The following is a 16761-nucleotide window of genomic DNA, read 5'->3' on the forward strand; positions in this document are numbered from 1 at the left end:
TTCACGGTCTCGGGTCCTTCCGGTCGGCGAACTGGCACACCGCGGCGGCGATGTGCTCGACCTGCGCATCGGTCAGGTGGGGGTACACCGGAAGCGCGAGGATGGTTTCGCTGGCGGCCGTTGCGTTCGGCCACACCTTGCCCGCCGGGGCCCAACGCGCGAAGGCGGGCTGGGCGGGCAACGGGGCCGGGTAGTACACGTGCGTGCCGATGCCGAGCGCGGCGAGGTGCGCCGCCAGCTCGTCACGGCGGTCGGCCCGCAGGCAGTAGACGTAGTAGCAGCGTCCGTCGCGGCCGGGTGGTGGCGGCGTGATGCCGCGGCCGGCCAGGGGCGCGAACTGCCGGGTGTAGTACTCGGCGATGTCGGCGCGGCGCGCGAGCCGGGCGGCGAGGCCGGGCAGCCGTCGCAGCTGGAACGCGGCCTGCACCTCGTCGAACCGGCTGTTGTACCCGATGCGGTGGTGGACGAAGCGCTGCCTGCCGTCCTGCCCGTGGTTGCGCAGCATCCGCACGGTCCGCGCCAGGTCCGGGTTCCGGGTGACCACCACCCCGCCCTCCCCCGGCATCCCGAACGACTTCACCTGGACGAAGGAGAACACCCCGGCGTCGCCCCACGTTCCCGCGGGCCGGCCGTGCAGGGTGGCGCCTTGGGCGACCGCGGAGTCTTCGACGAGGCGCAGTCCGTGGCGGGCGGCGATGTCCTCGAACGCGGGCATGTCGGCCATCACCGAGAACTGGTGCGCGGGCATGATCGCCTTGGTGCGCGGGGTGATCGCCGCTTCGGCGAGCTCGGGATCGAGCGTCATGGTGTCGGGCCGCACGTCCGCGAACACGGGGATGGCGCCCGCGGTGACCACGGTCGCCGCGATCGGCGCACAGCCGAAGGCCGGAACCACGACTTCGTCGCCGGGGCCGATGTCCAGCGCGGCGAGCACGAGCGACAGGGCTGACGTGCCGCTGCCGCAGGCGACCACGTCGGCACCGGCGACCGTGTCACGCAGCGCCTGCTCGAAGCGCGCTGTGTGGTCGCCGAGGATGAACCGCTGGGCGGGGCCGGTGCCGAGGTCGCGGACGATTTCGATCAGCGTGTCGCGGTCGGCCTCGAACAGGTCCGGCGGGAAGAACGGCAACGTCATGACGCAGTTCCCGTGTAGTGGCGCCGGATTTCCGCGCACACGCGGTCGACCTCGGCGAGCGTGAGATCGGGGTGGAGCGGCAGCGCGACCGTGCGGCGGCAGGCCTCCTCCGCGTGGGGGAAGTCGCCCGGCCGGTGGCCGAGATCGGCGAAACACGGCTGCAGGTGCAGCGGAACCGGGTAATAGACCTCGGTGCCGATTCCCGCGGCGGCCAAGGTGCTCGCCAGGCCGTCCCGGTCGTCGACCTCGGCCACGTAGACGTAGCAGACGTCGCGGTCGCCGCCGCCGTCGGTCACCGGACCGGGTACCCGGAGCACGCCGGGGATGCCGGACAGGCGCTCGGTGTAGGCGGCGGCGAGCTCTGCCCGCCGGGTGATGTCCTCTTCCAAAGCGGACAGCTTCGCGATCAGCACGGCGGCCTGGACGTCGTCCATCTTGCTGTTCACCCCGGCCAGTTCGCTGCCGGTCTTGATCGCGGGAAAATCGCCGAGCGTGGCGCCCGGGCGCCCGTGGTGCCGCAGGGCGGCGACCTTCGCCGCGATCCCGGCGTCGTCGGTGAGCACTGCACCCGCGTCGCCGAGGGCGCCGAGTGTCTTGCTGGGGAAGAACGACAGCACGCCGCCTGCACCGTGCAGCCCCGCGTGCTTGCCCTGCCGGCGCATGCCGATCGCCTCCGCGCTGTCCTCCAGCAGGGTGAGCCCGTGCCGGGCCGCGAGCGCGGTGAACGCGGCCACGTCGGCCATCCGGTCGAAGAGGTGCACCGGCATGATCGCGCGCGTGCGTGTTGTGATCGCGCGGGCGGCCGCTTCCGGGCACATCTGGTACGTCGCCGGGTCGATGTCGGTGAACTGGGGCCGTCCGCCCGCGTGGACGACCGAGGTCGCGGTGGCCACGAACGTGAACGCCGGGACGAGCACCCCCGCGCCGTCGCCCAGCTCGCACGCCCGCAGAAGCAGGATCAGCGCGTCGGTGCCGCTGTTGACGCCGACGACGTGGGCCGCGCCGGTGTACTCGGCCAGCCGGCGCTCCAGCCGGGCCACTTGGGCACCGTGGGAGAACTTCCCGCTGTCGGCGACCTCGTGCAGCCGTGCCTCGATTTCCGGCCACCGCCGCCGGAAACCGGCTGCCTGGCTGAAGAACGGGACCGGCGCGGACCCGGAGTCGCGGAGATTTCCCTTGTGGGGAAGGGAGGTTACGGACATGGCTCCTCGTCGGTCGCGGATGGACGCCCTTCGAACGTAGCCCGCGTCCGGCGACGGCGGCGAGGACTTCGGCCCGGAATCATCCGGACGAGGCGCGAGCATGATCCAATGGACCAACCCGGCGACACAGCGCGAAGACGCCCGAGCGGCGCCGCGGACGTGAACTGTCGCAACGGATCGGACATGGCGCTACCGTCGATCGTGTTCTCGTTGCCACACAGGGCGAATCCCACGTCACGACGAAAGGACGGCGATGCCGCACAGCGTTGTCGCAGGGCTCGGGCGGTCGGGCGCGGGCCTGCACGTGCCGGTGTTGCGGCGCTTGCGCGCGCAATTCCCGGAAATATTCGGATGTCATTCGATCGTGGGTTTCGATCCCGCGGCCGGAATGGCTCTGCGTGACGGAAGCGTCGACATCATCGCGGACTCGCTCGACCGGCTCACGGCGTTCGTCCCGCCCGGCGACACCGTCGTACACGTGTGCACGCCGCCCGCCACCCGGGTCGCCGTGCTCACTTCCCTTGCCGCACAGGGATTCCGTCGGCTGGTGGTCGAGAAACCGGTCGCCGGTGACCTCGACGCGCTCGCGGCGATCGAGCGGCTCCGCACCGAGCACGGCCTCGACGTGGTGGTCGTGACGCACTGGCTCGCCGCCGCCCTCACCTGGCGGCTCGCGCGGCTGGCGCGGTCGGGTGAGTACGGTCCCCTCGCGTCGATCTCCGTACGGCAGGACAAGCCGAGGTTCGCCCGGGCGAGCGATCGGGCGCACGCCGATGCGTTCGAAGTGGAGGTGCCGCACGCGCTGGCGGTCGCGCTCACCATCGCCGGGCCGGCCGAGCTGACCGGCGCCGGGTGGACCGATCCGCACGCCGGACCGCTGGGCGGAGCCTGGCTGTCGGTGCGGCACCGCGGCGGCCCCCGCACGACCATCCACTCCGACCTGACGTCCCCGGTGCGCCGCCGCGAGATCATCCTGCGCCTGCGGGACACGACGGTGGTGGGTCACTACCCCGTCTCCGCCGACGACCACCACGCCCAGCTGCGGGTCGGCGCCGGCCCGCGCGAGGTGTTCGAAGACGAAGCACTCGGCGCCTTCCTGCTGGCGGCCTACCGGTACTTCACCGGCGCGGCGGCCGCACCGCCCGGGGAGTTCGCCGTGCACGCGGCCGTGGTGCGGCTGCTGGCCGAGGCCCGCGACGCCGCCCGTTCGCCCGAGAACGAGCCCGCCCGTGCGCGCTGAAATCTGGCCGGCCGGCGGACTGGCCGGTATCGGTGACGAAGCGGCCCCGGACCTCGACGGCCAGCTAGCCGCCGTGCGGGCCCTCGGCTGGAACGCGGTGGAACTGCGCACGGTCGACGGGCACGCCGTCGCCGACCTCGACCACGCGGGGCGCGACCGGCTGGTCCGGGCGGTCCACGCGGCCGAGCTCACCGTGGTGTGCCTCGACTCCCGGATCGGCGGCTGGGCCGGTTCCGTGCTCGACCCGCTCGACCGGGACACCGCCGAACTGTCGGCGCTGGCCGGGCTGTGCGCCGACCTGGGCACTCCCTTCGTGCGCGTCATGTCGTACCCGAACGCAGGGCTGCCGGAGGACGCCTGGCGGCGGGCGGTCGTCGAACGGCTCCGGGTCCTCACCGGCCTCGCGGCCGGGTACGGGATCACCCTTCTGCACGAGAACTGCGCCGGCTGGGCGGCGACCAGCGCCGAGCGCAGCCTCGCACTGCTCGACGCGGTCGGCAGCCCCGCGCTGAAGCTGCTGTTCGACGTCGGCAACGGGGTCGCCCACGGCTACGACGCGCCGTCCCTGCTGGCCGAGCTGCTCCCGTTCGTGGCGCACGTCCACGTCAAGGACGCCGCCGACGGTGAAGCCGGCCCGGTCTACACCCTGCCGGGCGACGGCCGGGCCGGGGTGGCCGAATGCCTGCGGCTGTTGCGCTCGGCCGGGTACGCCGGTGCTCTGTCCCTCGAGCCGCACCTGGTCACGCGCCCGCACGAGGGCCGGTGGGCCGATTCGACGGGCGCGTCGCCGTTCGTCGCTGCCGGACGCCGGCTGGCGGAGCTGGTCGAGGCGACGCCGTGCTGAGCCCCGCCGACCACGACCTGCTGCTCGCGCTGCTGCGCATCCCCACGGTCAACCCGCTCGAGGGAGGGGGCGAGGGCACCGACCTGCCGGCGGCGCAGCGGGTCTTCGCCGCGGCCGCCACGGCGGCCGGGTTCACCACCGTCCACCACGCCGCGCCGGATCCGGCCGTCCTCGACCGGGACGACGTGCCCCTGACCGTGCGAGAACGCGCGGGAGAGCCGGGTTTCCTCGCGGTGCAGCCGAGCCTCGTGCTGCGCCACGGACCGGCCGGCGCGCCGGCCGTGATGTTCAACGTGCACCTCGACACCGTCGCCGGGGTCGAGCCCGCCGGTTTCGACGGCGTCCGGTTCACCGGCCGCGGGGCCATCGACGCCAAGGGCCCCGCGGTGGCGATGCTCGCCGGGGTGCGGGCCGCGCTGCCCGTGCTCGGTGACCGCGTCGCGGTGCTGGTGCAGGCCGTCGCGGGGGAAGAGGGCGGCGCCATGGGTGTCTACGGCACCCGGCCGCTCGTCGAAGCGGGACACGTGGGGCGGCTCAACGTGTTCTGCGAACCCACCGGCCTGCGCTACCTGACCAGGTCGACCGCGGCGATGACGGCCTGCGTGTCCGTCGACGGCACCGGCAGCGTCGACGACGAGCCCGGCGCCGGGCACAACGCGACCGTGCTGCTCGGTTTCCTGGCCCAGCACTTCGCCACCGCACTGGACGGCGCGGAACCGGGTGGGCGGGTGTGCGTCGCCGGGCTGCACACCGGCACGGCGCACAACCGCGTGTACGGCACCGGACGCCTGCTGCTCAACCTGTCCTACCCGACGGCCGCCGCGGGCCGCCGCCTCGAGGAACTCCTCGCCCGCGCCCTGCGGTCCGGGCTCGCCCGGTTCCGCTACCGCTTCCACGCGACCAGGGAGCTGCGCCGGACCGCGGAGGACGCCGCGAAGATCGTGTCCCTGCGGTGGCACAAACGGGGCCTGCCCGCCCTGGACTGCCGCGACCGGTGGGCCACCGGGCTGCTCGACGCGGCGGGGGTGGCGGCTTGGCCACCGGCCGAACCGGCCTTCACCTGCGACGCCATCTGGATGCAGGACGTGCCCGGCACGGCCACCGTCGTCCTCGGGCCCGGCGACCTCGCGGGCAACCACGCCCACGCCGCGGGTGAGTTCGCCGCGCTGGCCCAGCTCGACGCCTTCGCCGCCACCGTCACCCGCGTGCTCACCGAGTTCGCGGTACGCCACGAGGAGGACCATGTCCCTGACCCTGCCTGACACCGGCATCCGCGTGCCGTACGCGGAGCTGCTGTCGTTCACCACCCGCGTGTTCCACGACCGCGGTGTGCCCCCGGCACGAGCGGAGGCCGCCGCCACCGCCCTGCTGTACGGCGACCTGCACGGGCTCGGGTCCCACGGGCTCGCCAACCTGCGCCGGCTGTACCTCCCCCTGTTCGACACCGGCCGGTGTGATCCCGGGGCCGAACCGGAAGTGGTTCGCGACACCGGCCCGGCCGCGGTGGTCGACGCCGGCACCGCGCTGGGCCTGTGGGCGGCGACCGAAGCCGTGGAGCTCGCGGCGGGCAAGGCGCGTGACCACGGCGTCGGGCTCGTGTCGGTGCGCGGCGGCACGCACTTCGGCTGCGCCGGGCACCACGCGGCCGTCGCCGCCGCGCGCGGCATGATCGGGGTGGTCGCGAGCAACTGCGGTGGCCAGCGGATCGCGCGGCCTCCCGGAGGGGCGCTGGCGATGCTGGGCACCAATCCGCTGAGCGTCGCGGCTCCGGCCCGTCCCGGCCGGCCGTTCGTCCTGGACATGAGCACGACCGTCGTGCCGACCGGCCGCGTCCGGGCGGCCGCGCGGGCCGGCGAGGCGATCCCGGCCGGCTGGCTCGCCGACGACCAGGGCCGTCCGGTCACCGACCCGGCGGCGTTCGACCGCGGCGAAGCCCACCTGCGCTGGCTGGGCGGTGCCCCGGAGACCGGCGCCCACAAGGGTTTCGGGCTCGCTCTCGCGGTGGAGCTGCTCGCCGCGGCGCTGTCCGGCGCCGCGCTGGGACCGGCCCCCGCGGCGCTGGACGGCGACGGTGGACCCCACGGCACCGACGACGACATCGGCTATCTGGTGCTCGTGGTCGCCCCGGAGACGCTGCGGCCCGGTGGCGGGTTCGCCGGCACCGTCCGCACGATGTTCGGCACGCTGCTGGACTGCCCGCCCGCGGCGGACGCGGATCCGGTGCGCTACCCCGGCTGGCTGGAGGCCGAGCGGGCCGCCCGGCACCGGGTGGAGGGCGTGCCCCTCGCTCGGGACGTCCACGAAGACCTCGTCGCGCTGGGACTGCCGCGGTGATCCGGGTCGGTCTGGTCGGTCTGGGCGTGATCGGGGCGTTCTACCGGGCGGCGATCGCCGCCCGGCCGGACCTGCACCTCGCCGCGGTGTGCGACCGGCGGCCGGAACTGCTCCACGAGCCCCTCGCCTGCTACATCGACCACCGCCGGATGTTCGCCGAAGCCGGTCTGGACGCGGTCGTCGTGACCGTGCCGAACGACGCCCACGCCGCCGTGTGCCGGGACGCGCTCGCCGCCGGTCTCGCGGTGTGCGTCGAGAAGCCGCTGGCGACCACGCTGTCCGACGCCGTCGACCTCGACCGGCTGGCGCGCGCGGCCGGACGGCCGCTGTTCACCGCGTTCCACCGGCGGTACAACGACAACCTGCTCGCGCTGCGAGCCGAACCGGATTCCCCGGTGCGGCACGTGACCGTGCGCTACCTCGAACGGATCGAGGACCACGTCGGGGTGGACGCGTGGTACCTCGACCCGGTGCGGTGCGGCGGTGGTTGCGTGGCCGACAACGGGCCGAACGCGTTCGACCTCGTCCGGCTGTTCCTCGGCGACGTCACGGTCACCGACGTCGACATCACGCGGGCCGGCGGGGTGGACCGGCAGGCCGAGATCGCCCTGCGCGCGGACTCCGGCGCGACCGCGCGGGTGGAGCTGGACTGGTCGTTCCCCGGCGAGGTGAAGGACATGCGGGTGGAGTCGGCCGACGGCAGCGTCCGGTGCGCGGATCTGCTCGCCGGTCACCCGGGTTTCAAGCAGTCGCTGCACCACGAATACCGGGGTGTGGTCGCCGAGTTCGCCGCACTCGCGCGGAGCGGCCCGCGCGTTCCCGGGGACGGCCTCGCCGCACTGCAGCTCGTCGAGGCCTGCTACCGAGAGGAGAACCGGGCGTGACGAACGAGAACGGCGCCAAACGCACGGTGCGGGGTGCGCTGGTGAAGGTACTGCTGCACCGGCGTGCCGAGCGCGGGATGACCCTCGAACCCCACGCGAGCCGGTGCGTGCGCGAAGGAGAAGTCCACGAACTCGTGACGACCGACCACGCCGAAACGGCGCCGGGTGCGCGGATCGACCGGGTGGGCTTTCTCGGGTTCGCCGAGCTGCACAACGCGGGGGTGATCGATCGCGGCGACGAAGTGTGGATCGGCGAGCGGCTCGTCGGGACCGTGCACGGCTTCGACGCCTGTCACTTCCCGAACCACTACAACATCCTCATCGCCGTCCCGGTGCCGGTCTCCGGCGGCGACCTGGCACTGTCCCCCGAGCAGCCGGTGACCTTCGCCCCGGCGAGCTGACAGCCCGGAGCGGGACGGCCCCGCCCGGGCCGCCCCGCTCCGGACCGCGTCGCTCAGCCCAGCAAGGGGACGTCGAGCTTGCCGTAGTGGAAGTTCCGCACCGCGGCCAGCAGTTCGTCGACGGTCAGCTCACCGCTGTTGTCGGTGTCGATCTGGCGGAAGGCCTCCTGCGCGGCGGACTGGTCCACCCCGACCCCCTGGAGGTAGGCGATGAACTCCTCCCGGTTGATCATGCCGTCGTCGTTGCGGTCGCAGAGACCGACGATGGCCTGCATGACCGGCCGCAGAACCCGGTTGAAGCTCGCTTCCCCCTCGGAGAACATGAGCTTCTCGTTGATCCGCAGGAACTGCTCCTCGGTGACCGAACCGTTCGGCGGAACGCCCGCCTCCCGGGCGTGGAAGTCGAACAGGTTCCGGAAGGCGTCCCGGAGCGCGACGGCTTCCCGGGACTGGGGCTGGGCACCGAACTTGCCGGCGACGCGCTCCGCCTCACGTTCGAAGTCGGAGCGCTCCAGAGTGCCGCTGCCGTCGACGTCCCACTTGGCGAACCGCTGGCGGAGCCGATCGGTGCTGACTGCGGTGGTCATACTGGCTGTCCCTTCGTTGGATGGACGAACAACTGCCCGGCCCGGTGTGGGCCGGGAAGATCACAGGTACCGGACGCTGCTGCCGGAAACCCGTCCCCGGGTGTCCAGCAGCAGCCGCGACGCGCTCGCCAGCTGGACCGGGTCGTAGGCCCGGTGGTCCTGCAGCAGGATCGTCAGATCCGCGGCCGCCGCGGCGGCCGGCAGATCGGTTTCCCGGCGCAGCGGCAGGCCGTCGGCGTCGAACCCGGGCGCGTGTGGATCGTGGTAGGCGACGTCCGCTCCGCGCGCGAGCAACTGCGCCGCGACCGGCCGGGCGGGCGACTCGCGCACGTCCGGCACGTCGGCCTTGTAGGTCACCCCCAGGAGCAGCACCGAGGCGCCGCGCAGGTCGCCGAGCAGGGCTCCGGCCCGGTCCACGACGTCCGCGGCCCGGTGTTCGTTGATCCGCGCGGCCGCCTCCACCATGGTGAACGTGAAGCCGTCCTGTCCCGCACGGGTGGTCAGGTAAACCGGGTCGACGGGGATGCAGTGCCCGCCCGCGCCCGGGCCGGGGGTGAACGACGCGAAGCCGAACGGCTTGGTGCCCGCGCAGTGCACCACGTCCCACACGTCGATGCCGGTCGAGGCGCAGTACCGGGCGAATTCGTTGACCAGCGCGATGTTCACGAACCGGTAGGTGTTCTCGAGCAACTTGGCGAGTTCGGCCTCTCGCGTCCCTCTGGCCACGACCACCGCGTCGACGAAGCGGCTGTAGAACGTGGCGCAGTACTTGGCGCACAGGGGCGTGTGACCGCCGATCACCTTCGGGGTGTCCGCGAGCCCGAAGCGCGTGTTGCCCGGATCGATCCGCTCCGGCGCGAACGCGAGGTAGAAGTCCTCGCCGGCCCGCAGTCCACTGCGCCGCTCGAGGATCGGCAGCACGACTTCCTCCGTCGTGCCGGGAAAACTGGTCGACTCGAGCACGACGAGCGTGCCCGGCCGCAACCGGTCGCCGAGGGCGGCGCACGCCGCGCGCAGCGGTCCGAGGTCCGGCACGCGATCGGCGGTCAGGCCGGTCGGCACGCAGATCACGACGGTGTCCGCGGCGCCGAGCTGCGCCGGGTCGGCACTGGCGGTGAACCCGGAGTCCAGCATGGCGGCCACGTCGGCGTCGGAAATTCCCGCCACGGGTGACCGGCCCGCCGCCAGCGTCGCGACGACGGTGCCGTCGATGTCGAATCCCCTGGTGCGCAACCCCGATCGGCAGGCCGCCTCGGCCAGCGGCAGGCCGGCGTAGCCCAGCCCGATCACCGCCAAATCCGTGCGGTGCCTCACTCGCCGACCGAGAACGAGCCCGTGCCCGGGGCGACGTGCGTGCCGTACCCCGGCTGCACCGAGACGCCCGGTGTCACGCAGAAGGGATCGGCGTAGGTGTCGACGACTCGGTCGGTCTCGTTGACGAGCACGTGCGCGGCGACCGGCAGCTTCTGGCACCCCGCCGGATCATCCCAGTTGTCGAGCGCTTGGGTTTCCGAGGAAAAGACGACGACGCGGCCGGTGTCCGCCGCCGGATCGGCCGATGCGCTCGACCCGACGGCGAACACGAGCCCGAACAGCACCATTACCACCCCGGACGCCAGCACTTTCTTCATCATTACCTCCGCAGATTTTTCGTTCTCCGATCGAATTTAGCAATGCCGGTGCGACACGTCAGGAGGGTCGACGGCAATAGCCCGGAAAGGATGGGAAAGACGAAGATGACATCCGTTGGGCGACCACGCAGCGTCGTTTCAGAGGCTGCCCCACCCGCATGCCGCGCGCCTGACACGATCCGCCGTACGCGCACTGTAGTCACGACACCACCACAGCCGCACGCCTGTTCGCGCCGCTCATCAGCCCGACGGGCGAACGAGCCGCGTGTCGCGCAAATACCGCAGAGGTGGCCGAGCGTGACGGTCCACACCGGCGATTAGGCCGTCCGAGCCCCACTGCGGATTACAATTTCCAGCAGCGGACACAGGATACGGTCAAGAACTGCGGGAATGGCTCGACAAGCCGGGCTGACCGGCTAGATTGGGTGGGTGACCTCAGTCCATCCTCGGGAGCTGGCCGACCTGGACCTGTACGCGGTCTGGGTCTCCGCGGCGGAGTTGACCGACCGGTTCGACCCGTTCCGGTTCGAGCACCGGATGGCGGCCTACCGGCACCTCATCGACGCCACGAACACGGACGGGCTGTTCGGAGCCGACAACCGGCACAATCCCCTGTGGGCCTGGGCGTTCCAGCTCCAGTGGCAGTGCCGCACCGGACGCCTGGGCGCCACCACACGCGCTGACGGAATGATCGATCCGGACGCGCCATGGGCCTACGGCAACTACACCCTCAGCGTGATCCCGTGGCTGGGCGCGGAACGGGCCGGTGTGGTCGCTCCGCTCGACATCGCCGACGCCCCCGGCACGGCCCGGTTCCGGTACGTGCGCGGCGGCGTGGTCCCGGACGAGCTGGCGCCCAGCGTCGAGCAATGGCGGCGCTACTTCGCGATGGTCACCGGCACCCGGGCCAAGGCCGACGTCGAGCCGCTCCGGATCGCGCTGTGGAAGGCGCACAAGACCTGTCTCGACGTCGTGGTCACGGCGATCGCGGGCATCGACCCGGCCCCGTATGCGCCGCTCGAATTGACGTTCCTGCGCGGCTGGTGCCGGATGGTCGACTACCTCGGGGCGGCGGCCTGGCGGACCGACTTCGACTTCATGACCGAGCACGGCCTCGACGTGCTGCCGGAAACGCTGCTCGAGCACCGTCCCGGCCTGCGCACGCTTCCCGACAAGGTCCGGCGCAACGTCGCCAACGTCCTCCGCCTGGCCACCACCTCACCCCGCCGCTACGCGCTGAACCTGTGGCTGTGGCGGCGGATCATGCGCACCAGAGCCGCCCGGGACGACGTGCTGACCCTGCTCGACGCGATCTTCGACCCCCGGCGCGACAACGCCGCCGCCCGCAGGCGGATGCTCGGCCACCTGCTGCGCCCGTAACCCAGGCTCGTCGTCCACGGCAGTCCATTGCCCGAGAAGGGCGGCCAGGAGTAGCGTTCACCATGCGGACGCAATGTCTCACTATTTGAGAGGCGGGGTTGCCATGGCAGGCAAGGACGTCTACACCCACGGCCACGCCGAGGTCGTCGTGGCCAGCCACGCCGCGCGCACCGCAGCCAGTTCGGCGGCCTACCTCCTGCCGCTGCTCCGCCCGGGCCTGGACCTGCTCGACGTCGGATGCGGTCCGGGCAGCATCACGGTCGACCTCGCCGAAGCCGTCGCGCCCGGGCGGGTGCGCGGGGTCGAGATCACCGAAGATCCGCTCCCCGCCGCCCGGGCGAACGCCGCTCGACGCGGGGTGTCCGTCGAGTTCGCCGTCGACGACGCGTACTCGCTCTCCGATCCCGACGACAGCTACGACGTCGTCCACGCCCACCAAGTGCTCCAGCACCTTTCGGACCCCGTCGCCGCTCTCCGCGAGATGCGGCGGGTGACGCGCCCCGGCGGAGTCGTCGCGGCGCGCGACGCCGACTACGGCGCGTTCCGGTGGTGGCCCGAGGACCCACGGCTCGACGACTGGCAGAACCTGTACCGGGCCGTGGCCCGCGGCAACGGCGCCGAGCCCGACGCCGGTCGGCGGCTGCTCGCCTGGGCCCACGAAGCGGGGTTCACCGAAGTCACGCCGTCCGCTTCGGTGTGGTGCTACGCGACCCCGGAGGAACGCACGACGTGGGGCGACATGTGGGCCGAGCGGATCCACTCCTCCGTCGGCAGGATGGCCCTCGACCGCGGGCTGGCCACGCAGGCCGACCTCGACGCCATCGCCGGGGCATGGCAGGACTGGGCGGCGCACCCCGACGGCTGGCTGCTGATCCCGCACGGAGAAGTGCTCGCCCGCGCCTGATTGCGGGAGTCCGGGCGGCGTGCATGATCCGCGGCAAGCCTGCACCACGCCGGCGACGGCAACCGACGCCGCCGGATCCCGAGCGCGGCATCACCGAAGGTGTTCACGTCCGCGTGGTGAGTGTTCAGACGACGATCGTGACCTCGGCCTGAAAACGGCTCGCGGTCAACCCTTCGGTGTCCACCGCGACATACCAATGCCCATCCGCCGGGATTTCGATGTCGAACGGCCGTATTGTCGCCACTCCGCCGAGCATGCGGTAGGCGATTCTCTTCGTGTAGGCGTCGACATTGGCCTTCGTCATCAGCCGGACGTTGGCCATGACGTCCAGTTCGACCCGGACGGTGGTGGATCTGCTCAACCAACCGAGGTCGAACACCGCCACTTCCGATGCCATGGCTACCTCCGGGAAGACGAAAGTCGTCCTCCGCTCGGCTTTTTCAACCGGAGGCTGGGCTAAAACATCACCTCAGTAGGGTCGAATTCGTTGAATCCACTGTTACAGCACCGAATGGGTGGGGAATTCACGGTCGGTTGGAGGTCTTGCCGAGGCTTGTCATCGTCGCAGTGGGGCGGCCTCGTCGTTGACGCTCTCCAGGCGGCGGCCGGTGGTGCGGGGGCCGAGGACCGCGATGTCCGCCGCGACCACCACCAGCGCGCCCGCCACGACCAGGAACAGCGCGGTCGGGCCGTGCGAGTTCAGCAGGGGCACCAGCACGAACGGCATCGCGCCGCTGGCCAGCCGCGACAGCGAGTACGTGCCGCTCGAGGCCGTCGAACGCAGTGCCGTCGGGAAGATCTCGGCCTGGTAGATGTGGAAGGCGTTCGAGAACAGGTTGCTGGTCGCCGTGTAGAGGAAACCGAAGACGAGGATCAGCGTCATCGAGCCCGCGTACCCGAACGCGATGCCGAACACCGCCATCGCCAGCACCGAGCCGACCACCAGGTACTTGCGCTCGACGCGTTCCACGATCGGCAGCGACAACGCCGAGCCGACCGGGTAGCCGAGGTAGGTCAGCGCGGCGAACAGCAGCGACTGCGAGACGGCATAGCCCTTGGCCGCCAGCACCAGCGGCACCAGCGTGCCGAAGCCGTAGTAGCCGAGCGTCTGCAGGATGTGGAAGACGACCATCATCCACGTGCGGCGGCGCATCCCCCGGCCGAACAGTTCCCGCACCGGCGCCCCGGCGCGCTTGCGGGTGGTGCCGCGCGGCGGGGCGAGGTTTTCGTTGACGCCGCCGCGTGCCTCCGCTTCGAGACCGGCCACCAGGTGCTCGGCCTCCTCCGTGCGGCCGACGGACTCCAGCCACCGCGGCGACTCCGGCAGGCCGCGCCGGAGCAGGAAGACCGCGCCGGCGCCCAGCGCACCGATCACGAACAGCCAGCGCCAGCCCTCGATGCCGAAGATCTCGTGGTCGGTGAGCCCGCGGGCGAGGAAGCCGACGACCGGGAAGCCGCAGAAGGCGAGCGTGTACGCCCAGGCGATGAACCGCCCACGCTTGCGGGCCGGGAGCAGGTCGGTGAGGTAGGTGTCGGCCAGCGGCGGCTCCGCGCCGAGGCCGATGCCCGCGAAGAACCGCGTCACAAGCAGCATCAGTGCGCTGCCGCTGAATGCGCCGAGCAGCGAGAACAGCGAGTACAGCCCGAGGTTGAGCAGGAAGGCGCCGCGGCGGCCGAACCGGTCGGCGAGCCGGCCGAGCAGCAGGGCGCCGAAAAACATGCCGACGAACGTGGACGCCAGCAGCGGCGGCAGATCCGCCTTGGTCAGCTTGAACTCCTCGACGAGCACGGAGCTGAGCACGCCGGTCAGGAAGACCTCGTAGAAGTCGAAGAACAGCCCCAGCCCGACGGCGACGGTGGCCCGGCGGTGCGTGCGGGTGATGGGCAGGCGGTCGAGCCGGCCCGCGATCGTGCCGGTGCCCGGCACGGCGGCCTCGGGGATGTTCGCCATCCGTCGTCTCCTTTGACTTATCCACGATGTGGTTGGCCGACTCATGATGTGACGGACGCGGCGAGGAGTCAAGGACGGACGGGGCAGCGCCGGACCCCGTCAACGGGCAACAAGGCGGTTTCCGGCACGAACCGGGCGTCGCGGGAGATCAGAGCGCGGCGACGCGCTCCACGCCGGGCCGGTACCCGAGCCGCTCGGAAGCGCGCCGGCCCGCTTCGACGACGATCGGCGCCAGCCGCGGCACGTCGGCCGCGGTGAACCGCTGCGTCGGCGCGCCGATCCCGATGGCCGCGCTGACCTCGCCGTTGAGCCCGAGCACCGGCGCGCTCAACGACGCCGCGCCGAGGTCGCGCTCTTCGAAGCTCACCGCGTACCCGGCCTCGCGGATCTGCCCGAGCTGCTCGGACAGCAGGTCGAGGTCGACCACCGTGCGCGGGGTGAAGCGGGCCAGGCCGTGCCCGATGGCGTCCTTGAGGGCGAGCTTGTCCCACGCCAGGAACACCTTGCCGGCCGAGCCGGCGTGCAGCGGCATCACCATGCCGACGACGAACAGCCGCACCACCGGATGCCGGGACTCCGCCAGCGAAATCACCGTGCGGTAGGCGCCGTCGCGGACGTACAGGCACGCCGTCTCGCCCGTTTCGTCGCGCAGCTGCTGCAGCACCGGCCGGGTCAGCCGGACCAGGTCGAGGCCGAACGTGCCGGGCGCCGCCCAGCGGACCAGGCCGAGGCCGACGCGGTAGGTGTCGTCGTAGCGGTCGAGGAAGCCCTCGCGCACCAGGTTGTGCACCAGCCGCTGGCACGTGCTGGCCGGCAGCCCGGTCGACCGGGTGATCTGCTGCAGCGTCAGCTCGGGGTTGTCGATCGTGAACGACTCGAGGATCTGCTTGAACTTGCGCAGCACCAGCACCGGCGTCGTGCCGCTGCGTTCTTCCTCTGCCATCGCCCCGCCCCGTGCCCGTGGTGTGCCGCACAGTCTATCCACGCTCGCCGCTGTTGACTCCGCGACACTCAACCGTATTCTGAGTTTGCAACTCACATAGTGGTTTGGAGCCGGGTATGGAAGAGCAAACCGGACCCTTGGCGGGCATCCGGGTGGTCGAACTGGGGAACTTCATCGCCGCGCCGACCGCCGGCCGGCTGCTGGCCGACTTCGGCGCCGACGTCGTCAAGGTCGAGCGCCCCGGCACCGGAGACGAGCTCCGGCGCTGGCGGCTGCACGACGGCGACACCTCGCTGCTGTTCCGCACGCTCGGCCGCAACAAGCGCTCGGTGACCGTGGACCTGCGCCGCCGCGAAGGCCAGGAAATCGTCCGCACGCTGGCGGCCCGCAGCGACGTGCTGCTCGAGAACTTCCGGCCCGGCACCCTGGAGCGCTGGGGCCTCGGCCCGGACGAGCTGCGCGCGCTCAACCCGCGGCTGGTCGTCGTCCGGGTCTCCGGCTACGGCCAGACCGGCCCCTACCGCGACCGGCCCGGCTTCGGCGGCGTCGCCGAGGCGATCGGCGGCCTCCGCGCGCTCACGGGCTACCCGGACCGGCCGCCCACGCGGGTCGGCGTCAGCCTCGCCGACTCCGTCGCCGGGCTCTACGCGGTGATCGGCGCGCTGATGGGCCTGCTCCGGCGCGACCGCGAGCCGGGCGCGGTCCCGGGTGAGGTGGTCGACGTGGCGCTGTACGAAGCCGTCTACTCACTGATGGAGTCGCTGCTCCCGGACTTCGACGCGTTCGGCGTCGTGCGGGAACCGGCGGGCTCCGCGCTGCCCGGGGTGGCACCGTCCAACACGTACCGCTGCGCCGACGGCAAGTACATCGTGGTCAGCGGCAACGGCGACGCCATCTTCCGGCGGCTCATGCAGGCCGTCGGCCGCGCCGACCTGGCCGACGATCCCCGCTTCGCCGACAACGCCGGCCGCGTCGCACACGCCGGGCTGCTCGACGACGTCATCGGCGCGTGGACGGCGACGCTCCCCCAGGACGCCGCCGAGGCGGCGCTGCGGGACGCGTCCGTCCCTTGTGGACCGATCCTGACCGCGGCCGGCATCGCCGAGGATCCGCACTTCACGGCCCGCGGCATGCACGAACGGCACCGCGTGCCCGGTCACGACGGCGAAGTCACCTTTCCCGGCATCGTGCCGGCGCTGACCGAGCGGCCCGGCCGGACCCGCCACCTGGGCCCAGACCTGGGCGAACACACCGATGCCGTGCTCGCCGAGCTCGGCATCACCGGCGAGGCACTCGCCCGCCTGCGCGAGAAAGGCGTGATCTGA

17 protein-coding genes are annotated in these 16761 nt (G+C 72.1%); 9 read left to right on the forward strand and 8 right to left on the reverse strand.

Annotated elements, in window-relative coordinates:
- Nucleotide 1 precedes the first annotated feature (1 nt).
- Both IE317_RS02970 and IE317_RS02975 read right to left on the reverse strand, forming a co-directional pair.
- On the reverse strand, nt 2–1135 hold the full coding sequence (locus tag IE317_RS02970; RefSeq protein WP_191306467.1) for a DegT/DnrJ/EryC1/StrS family aminotransferase: 1134 nt from the start codon (nt 1133–1135) through the stop codon (nt 2–4).
- Nucleotides 1132–2337 carry a DegT/DnrJ/EryC1/StrS family aminotransferase gene (locus tag IE317_RS02975; RefSeq protein ID WP_191306468.1) on the reverse strand — a complete coding sequence of 402 codons (1206 nt, stop codon included), beginning with the start codon at nt 2335–2337 and terminating at the stop codon, nt 1132–1134. The genes IE317_RS02970 and IE317_RS02975 overlap by 4 nt, the downstream gene beginning before the upstream one ends.
- Before the next feature lie 364 nt (nt 2338–2701).
- On the opposite strand from IE317_RS02975, the gene IE317_RS02980 reads away from it, so the two are divergent.
- From IE317_RS02980 to IE317_RS03005, 6 genes are read left to right on the forward strand one after another with little or no spacing between them, the layout of a single operon-like run.
- On the forward strand, nt 2702–3577 hold the full coding sequence (locus IE317_RS02980) for a hypothetical protein (protein WP_191306469.1): 876 nt from the start codon (nt 2702–2704) through the stop codon (nt 3575–3577).
- On the forward strand, nt 3567–4421 hold the full coding sequence (locus tag IE317_RS02985; protein ID WP_191306470.1) for a sugar phosphate isomerase/epimerase family protein: 855 nt from the start codon (nt 3567–3569) through the stop codon (nt 4419–4421). Before IE317_RS02980 ends, IE317_RS02985 begins: the two co-directional genes overlap by 11 nt.
- Nucleotides 4415–5683 (forward strand): M20/M25/M40 family metallo-hydrolase, encoded by a 1269-nt coding sequence (locus IE317_RS02990; RefSeq protein ID WP_191306471.1) that lies wholly within the window; start codon nt 4415–4417, stop codon nt 5681–5683. The genes IE317_RS02985 and IE317_RS02990 overlap by 7 nt, the downstream gene beginning before the upstream one ends.
- The gene (locus IE317_RS02995; RefSeq protein ID WP_191306472.1) at nt 5664–6755 is read left to right on the forward strand and encodes an Ldh family oxidoreductase; all 1092 of its coding nucleotides are present in this window, start codon (nt 5664–5666) and stop codon (nt 6753–6755) included. The genes IE317_RS02990 and IE317_RS02995 overlap by 20 nt, the downstream gene beginning before the upstream one ends.
- Nucleotides 6752–7639, forward strand: a complete 888-nt coding sequence (locus IE317_RS03000; protein ID WP_191306473.1) for a Gfo/Idh/MocA family protein — start codon at nt 6752–6754, stop codon at nt 7637–7639. The genes IE317_RS02995 and IE317_RS03000 overlap by 4 nt, the downstream gene beginning before the upstream one ends.
- Nucleotides 7636–8040 carry a DUF6917 domain-containing protein gene (locus IE317_RS03005; protein ID WP_191306474.1) on the forward strand — a complete coding sequence of 135 codons (405 nt, stop codon included), beginning with the start codon at nt 7636–7638 and terminating at the stop codon, nt 8038–8040. The genes IE317_RS03000 and IE317_RS03005 overlap by 4 nt, the downstream gene beginning before the upstream one ends.
- A 53-nt stretch (nt 8041–8093) precedes the next feature.
- On the opposite strand, the gene IE317_RS03010 is transcribed toward IE317_RS03005, so the two are convergent.
- Genes IE317_RS03010 through IE317_RS03020 form a run of 3 tightly spaced genes read right to left on the reverse strand, consistent with a single transcriptional unit; the run spans nt 8094 to nt 10258 of the window.
- Entirely contained in the window at nt 8094–8627 is a 534-nt protein-coding gene (locus IE317_RS03010) for an EF-hand domain-containing protein (protein ID WP_191306475.1), read from the reverse strand.
- Nucleotides 8628–8687: 60 nt separating this feature from the next.
- Entirely contained in the window at nt 8688–9917 is a 1230-nt protein-coding gene (locus IE317_RS03015) for a nucleotide sugar dehydrogenase (RefSeq protein WP_191306476.1), read from the reverse strand.
- 20 nt (nt 9918–9937) lie between these two features.
- Nucleotides 9938–10258, reverse strand: coding sequence for a hypothetical protein (locus tag IE317_RS03020; protein ID WP_229902437.1), 321 nt, complete (start codon nt 10256–10258; stop codon nt 9938–9940).
- Nucleotides 10259–10687: 429 nt separating this feature from the next.
- On the opposite strand from IE317_RS03020, the gene IE317_RS03025 reads away from it, so the two are divergent.
- Nucleotides 10688–11638: a Leg1-related protein gene (locus IE317_RS03025; RefSeq protein ID WP_191306477.1), complete on the forward strand. Its 951-nt coding sequence runs from the start codon at nt 10688–10690 to the stop codon at nt 11636–11638.
- Nucleotides 11639–11741: 103 nt separating this feature from the next.
- Nucleotides 11742–12542, forward strand: a complete 801-nt coding sequence (locus tag IE317_RS03030) for a methyltransferase domain-containing protein (RefSeq protein ID WP_191306478.1) — start codon at nt 11742–11744, stop codon at nt 12540–12542.
- A gap of 124 nt (nt 12543–12666) precedes the next feature.
- Here IE317_RS03030 and IE317_RS03035 read toward each other — a convergent pair whose 3' ends face one another.
- From IE317_RS03035 to IE317_RS03045, 3 genes are all read right to left on the reverse strand, one after another.
- Nucleotides 12667–12939 (reverse strand): DUF1883 domain-containing protein, encoded by a 273-nt coding sequence (locus IE317_RS03035; protein ID WP_191306479.1) that lies wholly within the window; start codon nt 12937–12939, stop codon nt 12667–12669.
- Nucleotides 12940–13098: 159 nt separating this feature from the next.
- Nucleotides 13099–14493 (reverse strand): MFS transporter, encoded by a 1395-nt coding sequence (locus IE317_RS03040; protein ID WP_191306480.1) that lies wholly within the window; start codon nt 14491–14493, stop codon nt 13099–13101.
- Between the two features lie 148 nt (nt 14494–14641).
- On the reverse strand, nt 14642–15436 hold the full coding sequence (locus IE317_RS03045; RefSeq protein ID WP_191306481.1) for an IclR family transcriptional regulator: 795 nt from the start codon (nt 15434–15436) through the stop codon (nt 14642–14644).
- Between the two features lie 116 nt (nt 15437–15552).
- On the opposite strand from IE317_RS03045, the gene IE317_RS03050 reads away from it, so the two are divergent.
- Nucleotides 15553–16761, forward strand: coding sequence for a CaiB/BaiF CoA transferase family protein (locus IE317_RS03050; RefSeq protein WP_191306482.1), 1209 nt, complete (start codon nt 15553–15555; stop codon nt 16759–16761).

It is taken from the genome of Amycolatopsis bullii (assembly GCF_014654205.1).
GTDB classification, from domain to species: Bacteria; Actinomycetota; Actinomycetes; order Mycobacteriales; family Pseudonocardiaceae; genus Amycolatopsis; species Amycolatopsis plumensis.

Bases quoted from the DNA above. Each gene is read 5' to 3' on its own strand.
- IE317_RS02970 (WP_191306467.1), bottom strand. From the start codon at position 1,135: ATGACGTTGCCGTTCTTCCCGCCGGACCTGTTCGAGGCCGACCGCGAC.
- IE317_RS02975 (WP_191306468.1), bottom strand. From the start codon at position 2,337: ATGTCCGTAACCTCCCTTCCCCACAAGGGAAATCTCCGCGACTCCGGG.
- IE317_RS02995 (WP_191306472.1), top strand. From the start codon at position 5,664: ATGTCCCTGACCCTGCCTGACACCGGCATCCGCGTGCCGTACGCGGAG.
- IE317_RS03010 (WP_191306475.1), bottom strand. From the start codon at position 8,627: ATGACCACCGCAGTCAGCACCGATCGGCTCCGCCAGCGGTTCGCCAAG.
- IE317_RS03020 (WP_229902437.1), bottom strand. From the start codon at position 10,258: ATGAAGAAAGTGCTGGCGTCCGGGGTGGTAATGGTGCTGTTCGGGCTC.
- IE317_RS03030 (WP_191306478.1), top strand. From the start codon at position 11,742: ATGGCAGGCAAGGACGTCTACACCCACGGCCACGCCGAGGTCGTCGTG.
- IE317_RS03035 (WP_191306479.1), bottom strand. From the start codon at position 12,939: ATGGCATCGGAAGTGGCGGTGTTCGACCTCGGTTGGTTGAGCAGATCC.
- IE317_RS03040 (WP_191306480.1), bottom strand. From the start codon at position 14,493: ATGGCGAACATCCCCGAGGCCGCCGTGCCGGGCACCGGCACGATCGCG.
- IE317_RS03045 (WP_191306481.1), bottom strand. From the start codon at position 15,436: ATGGCAGAGGAAGAACGCAGCGGCACGACGCCGGTGCTGGTGCTGCGC.
- IE317_RS03050 (WP_191306482.1), top strand. From the start codon at position 15,553: ATGGAAGAGCAAACCGGACCCTTGGCGGGCATCCGGGTGGTCGAACTG.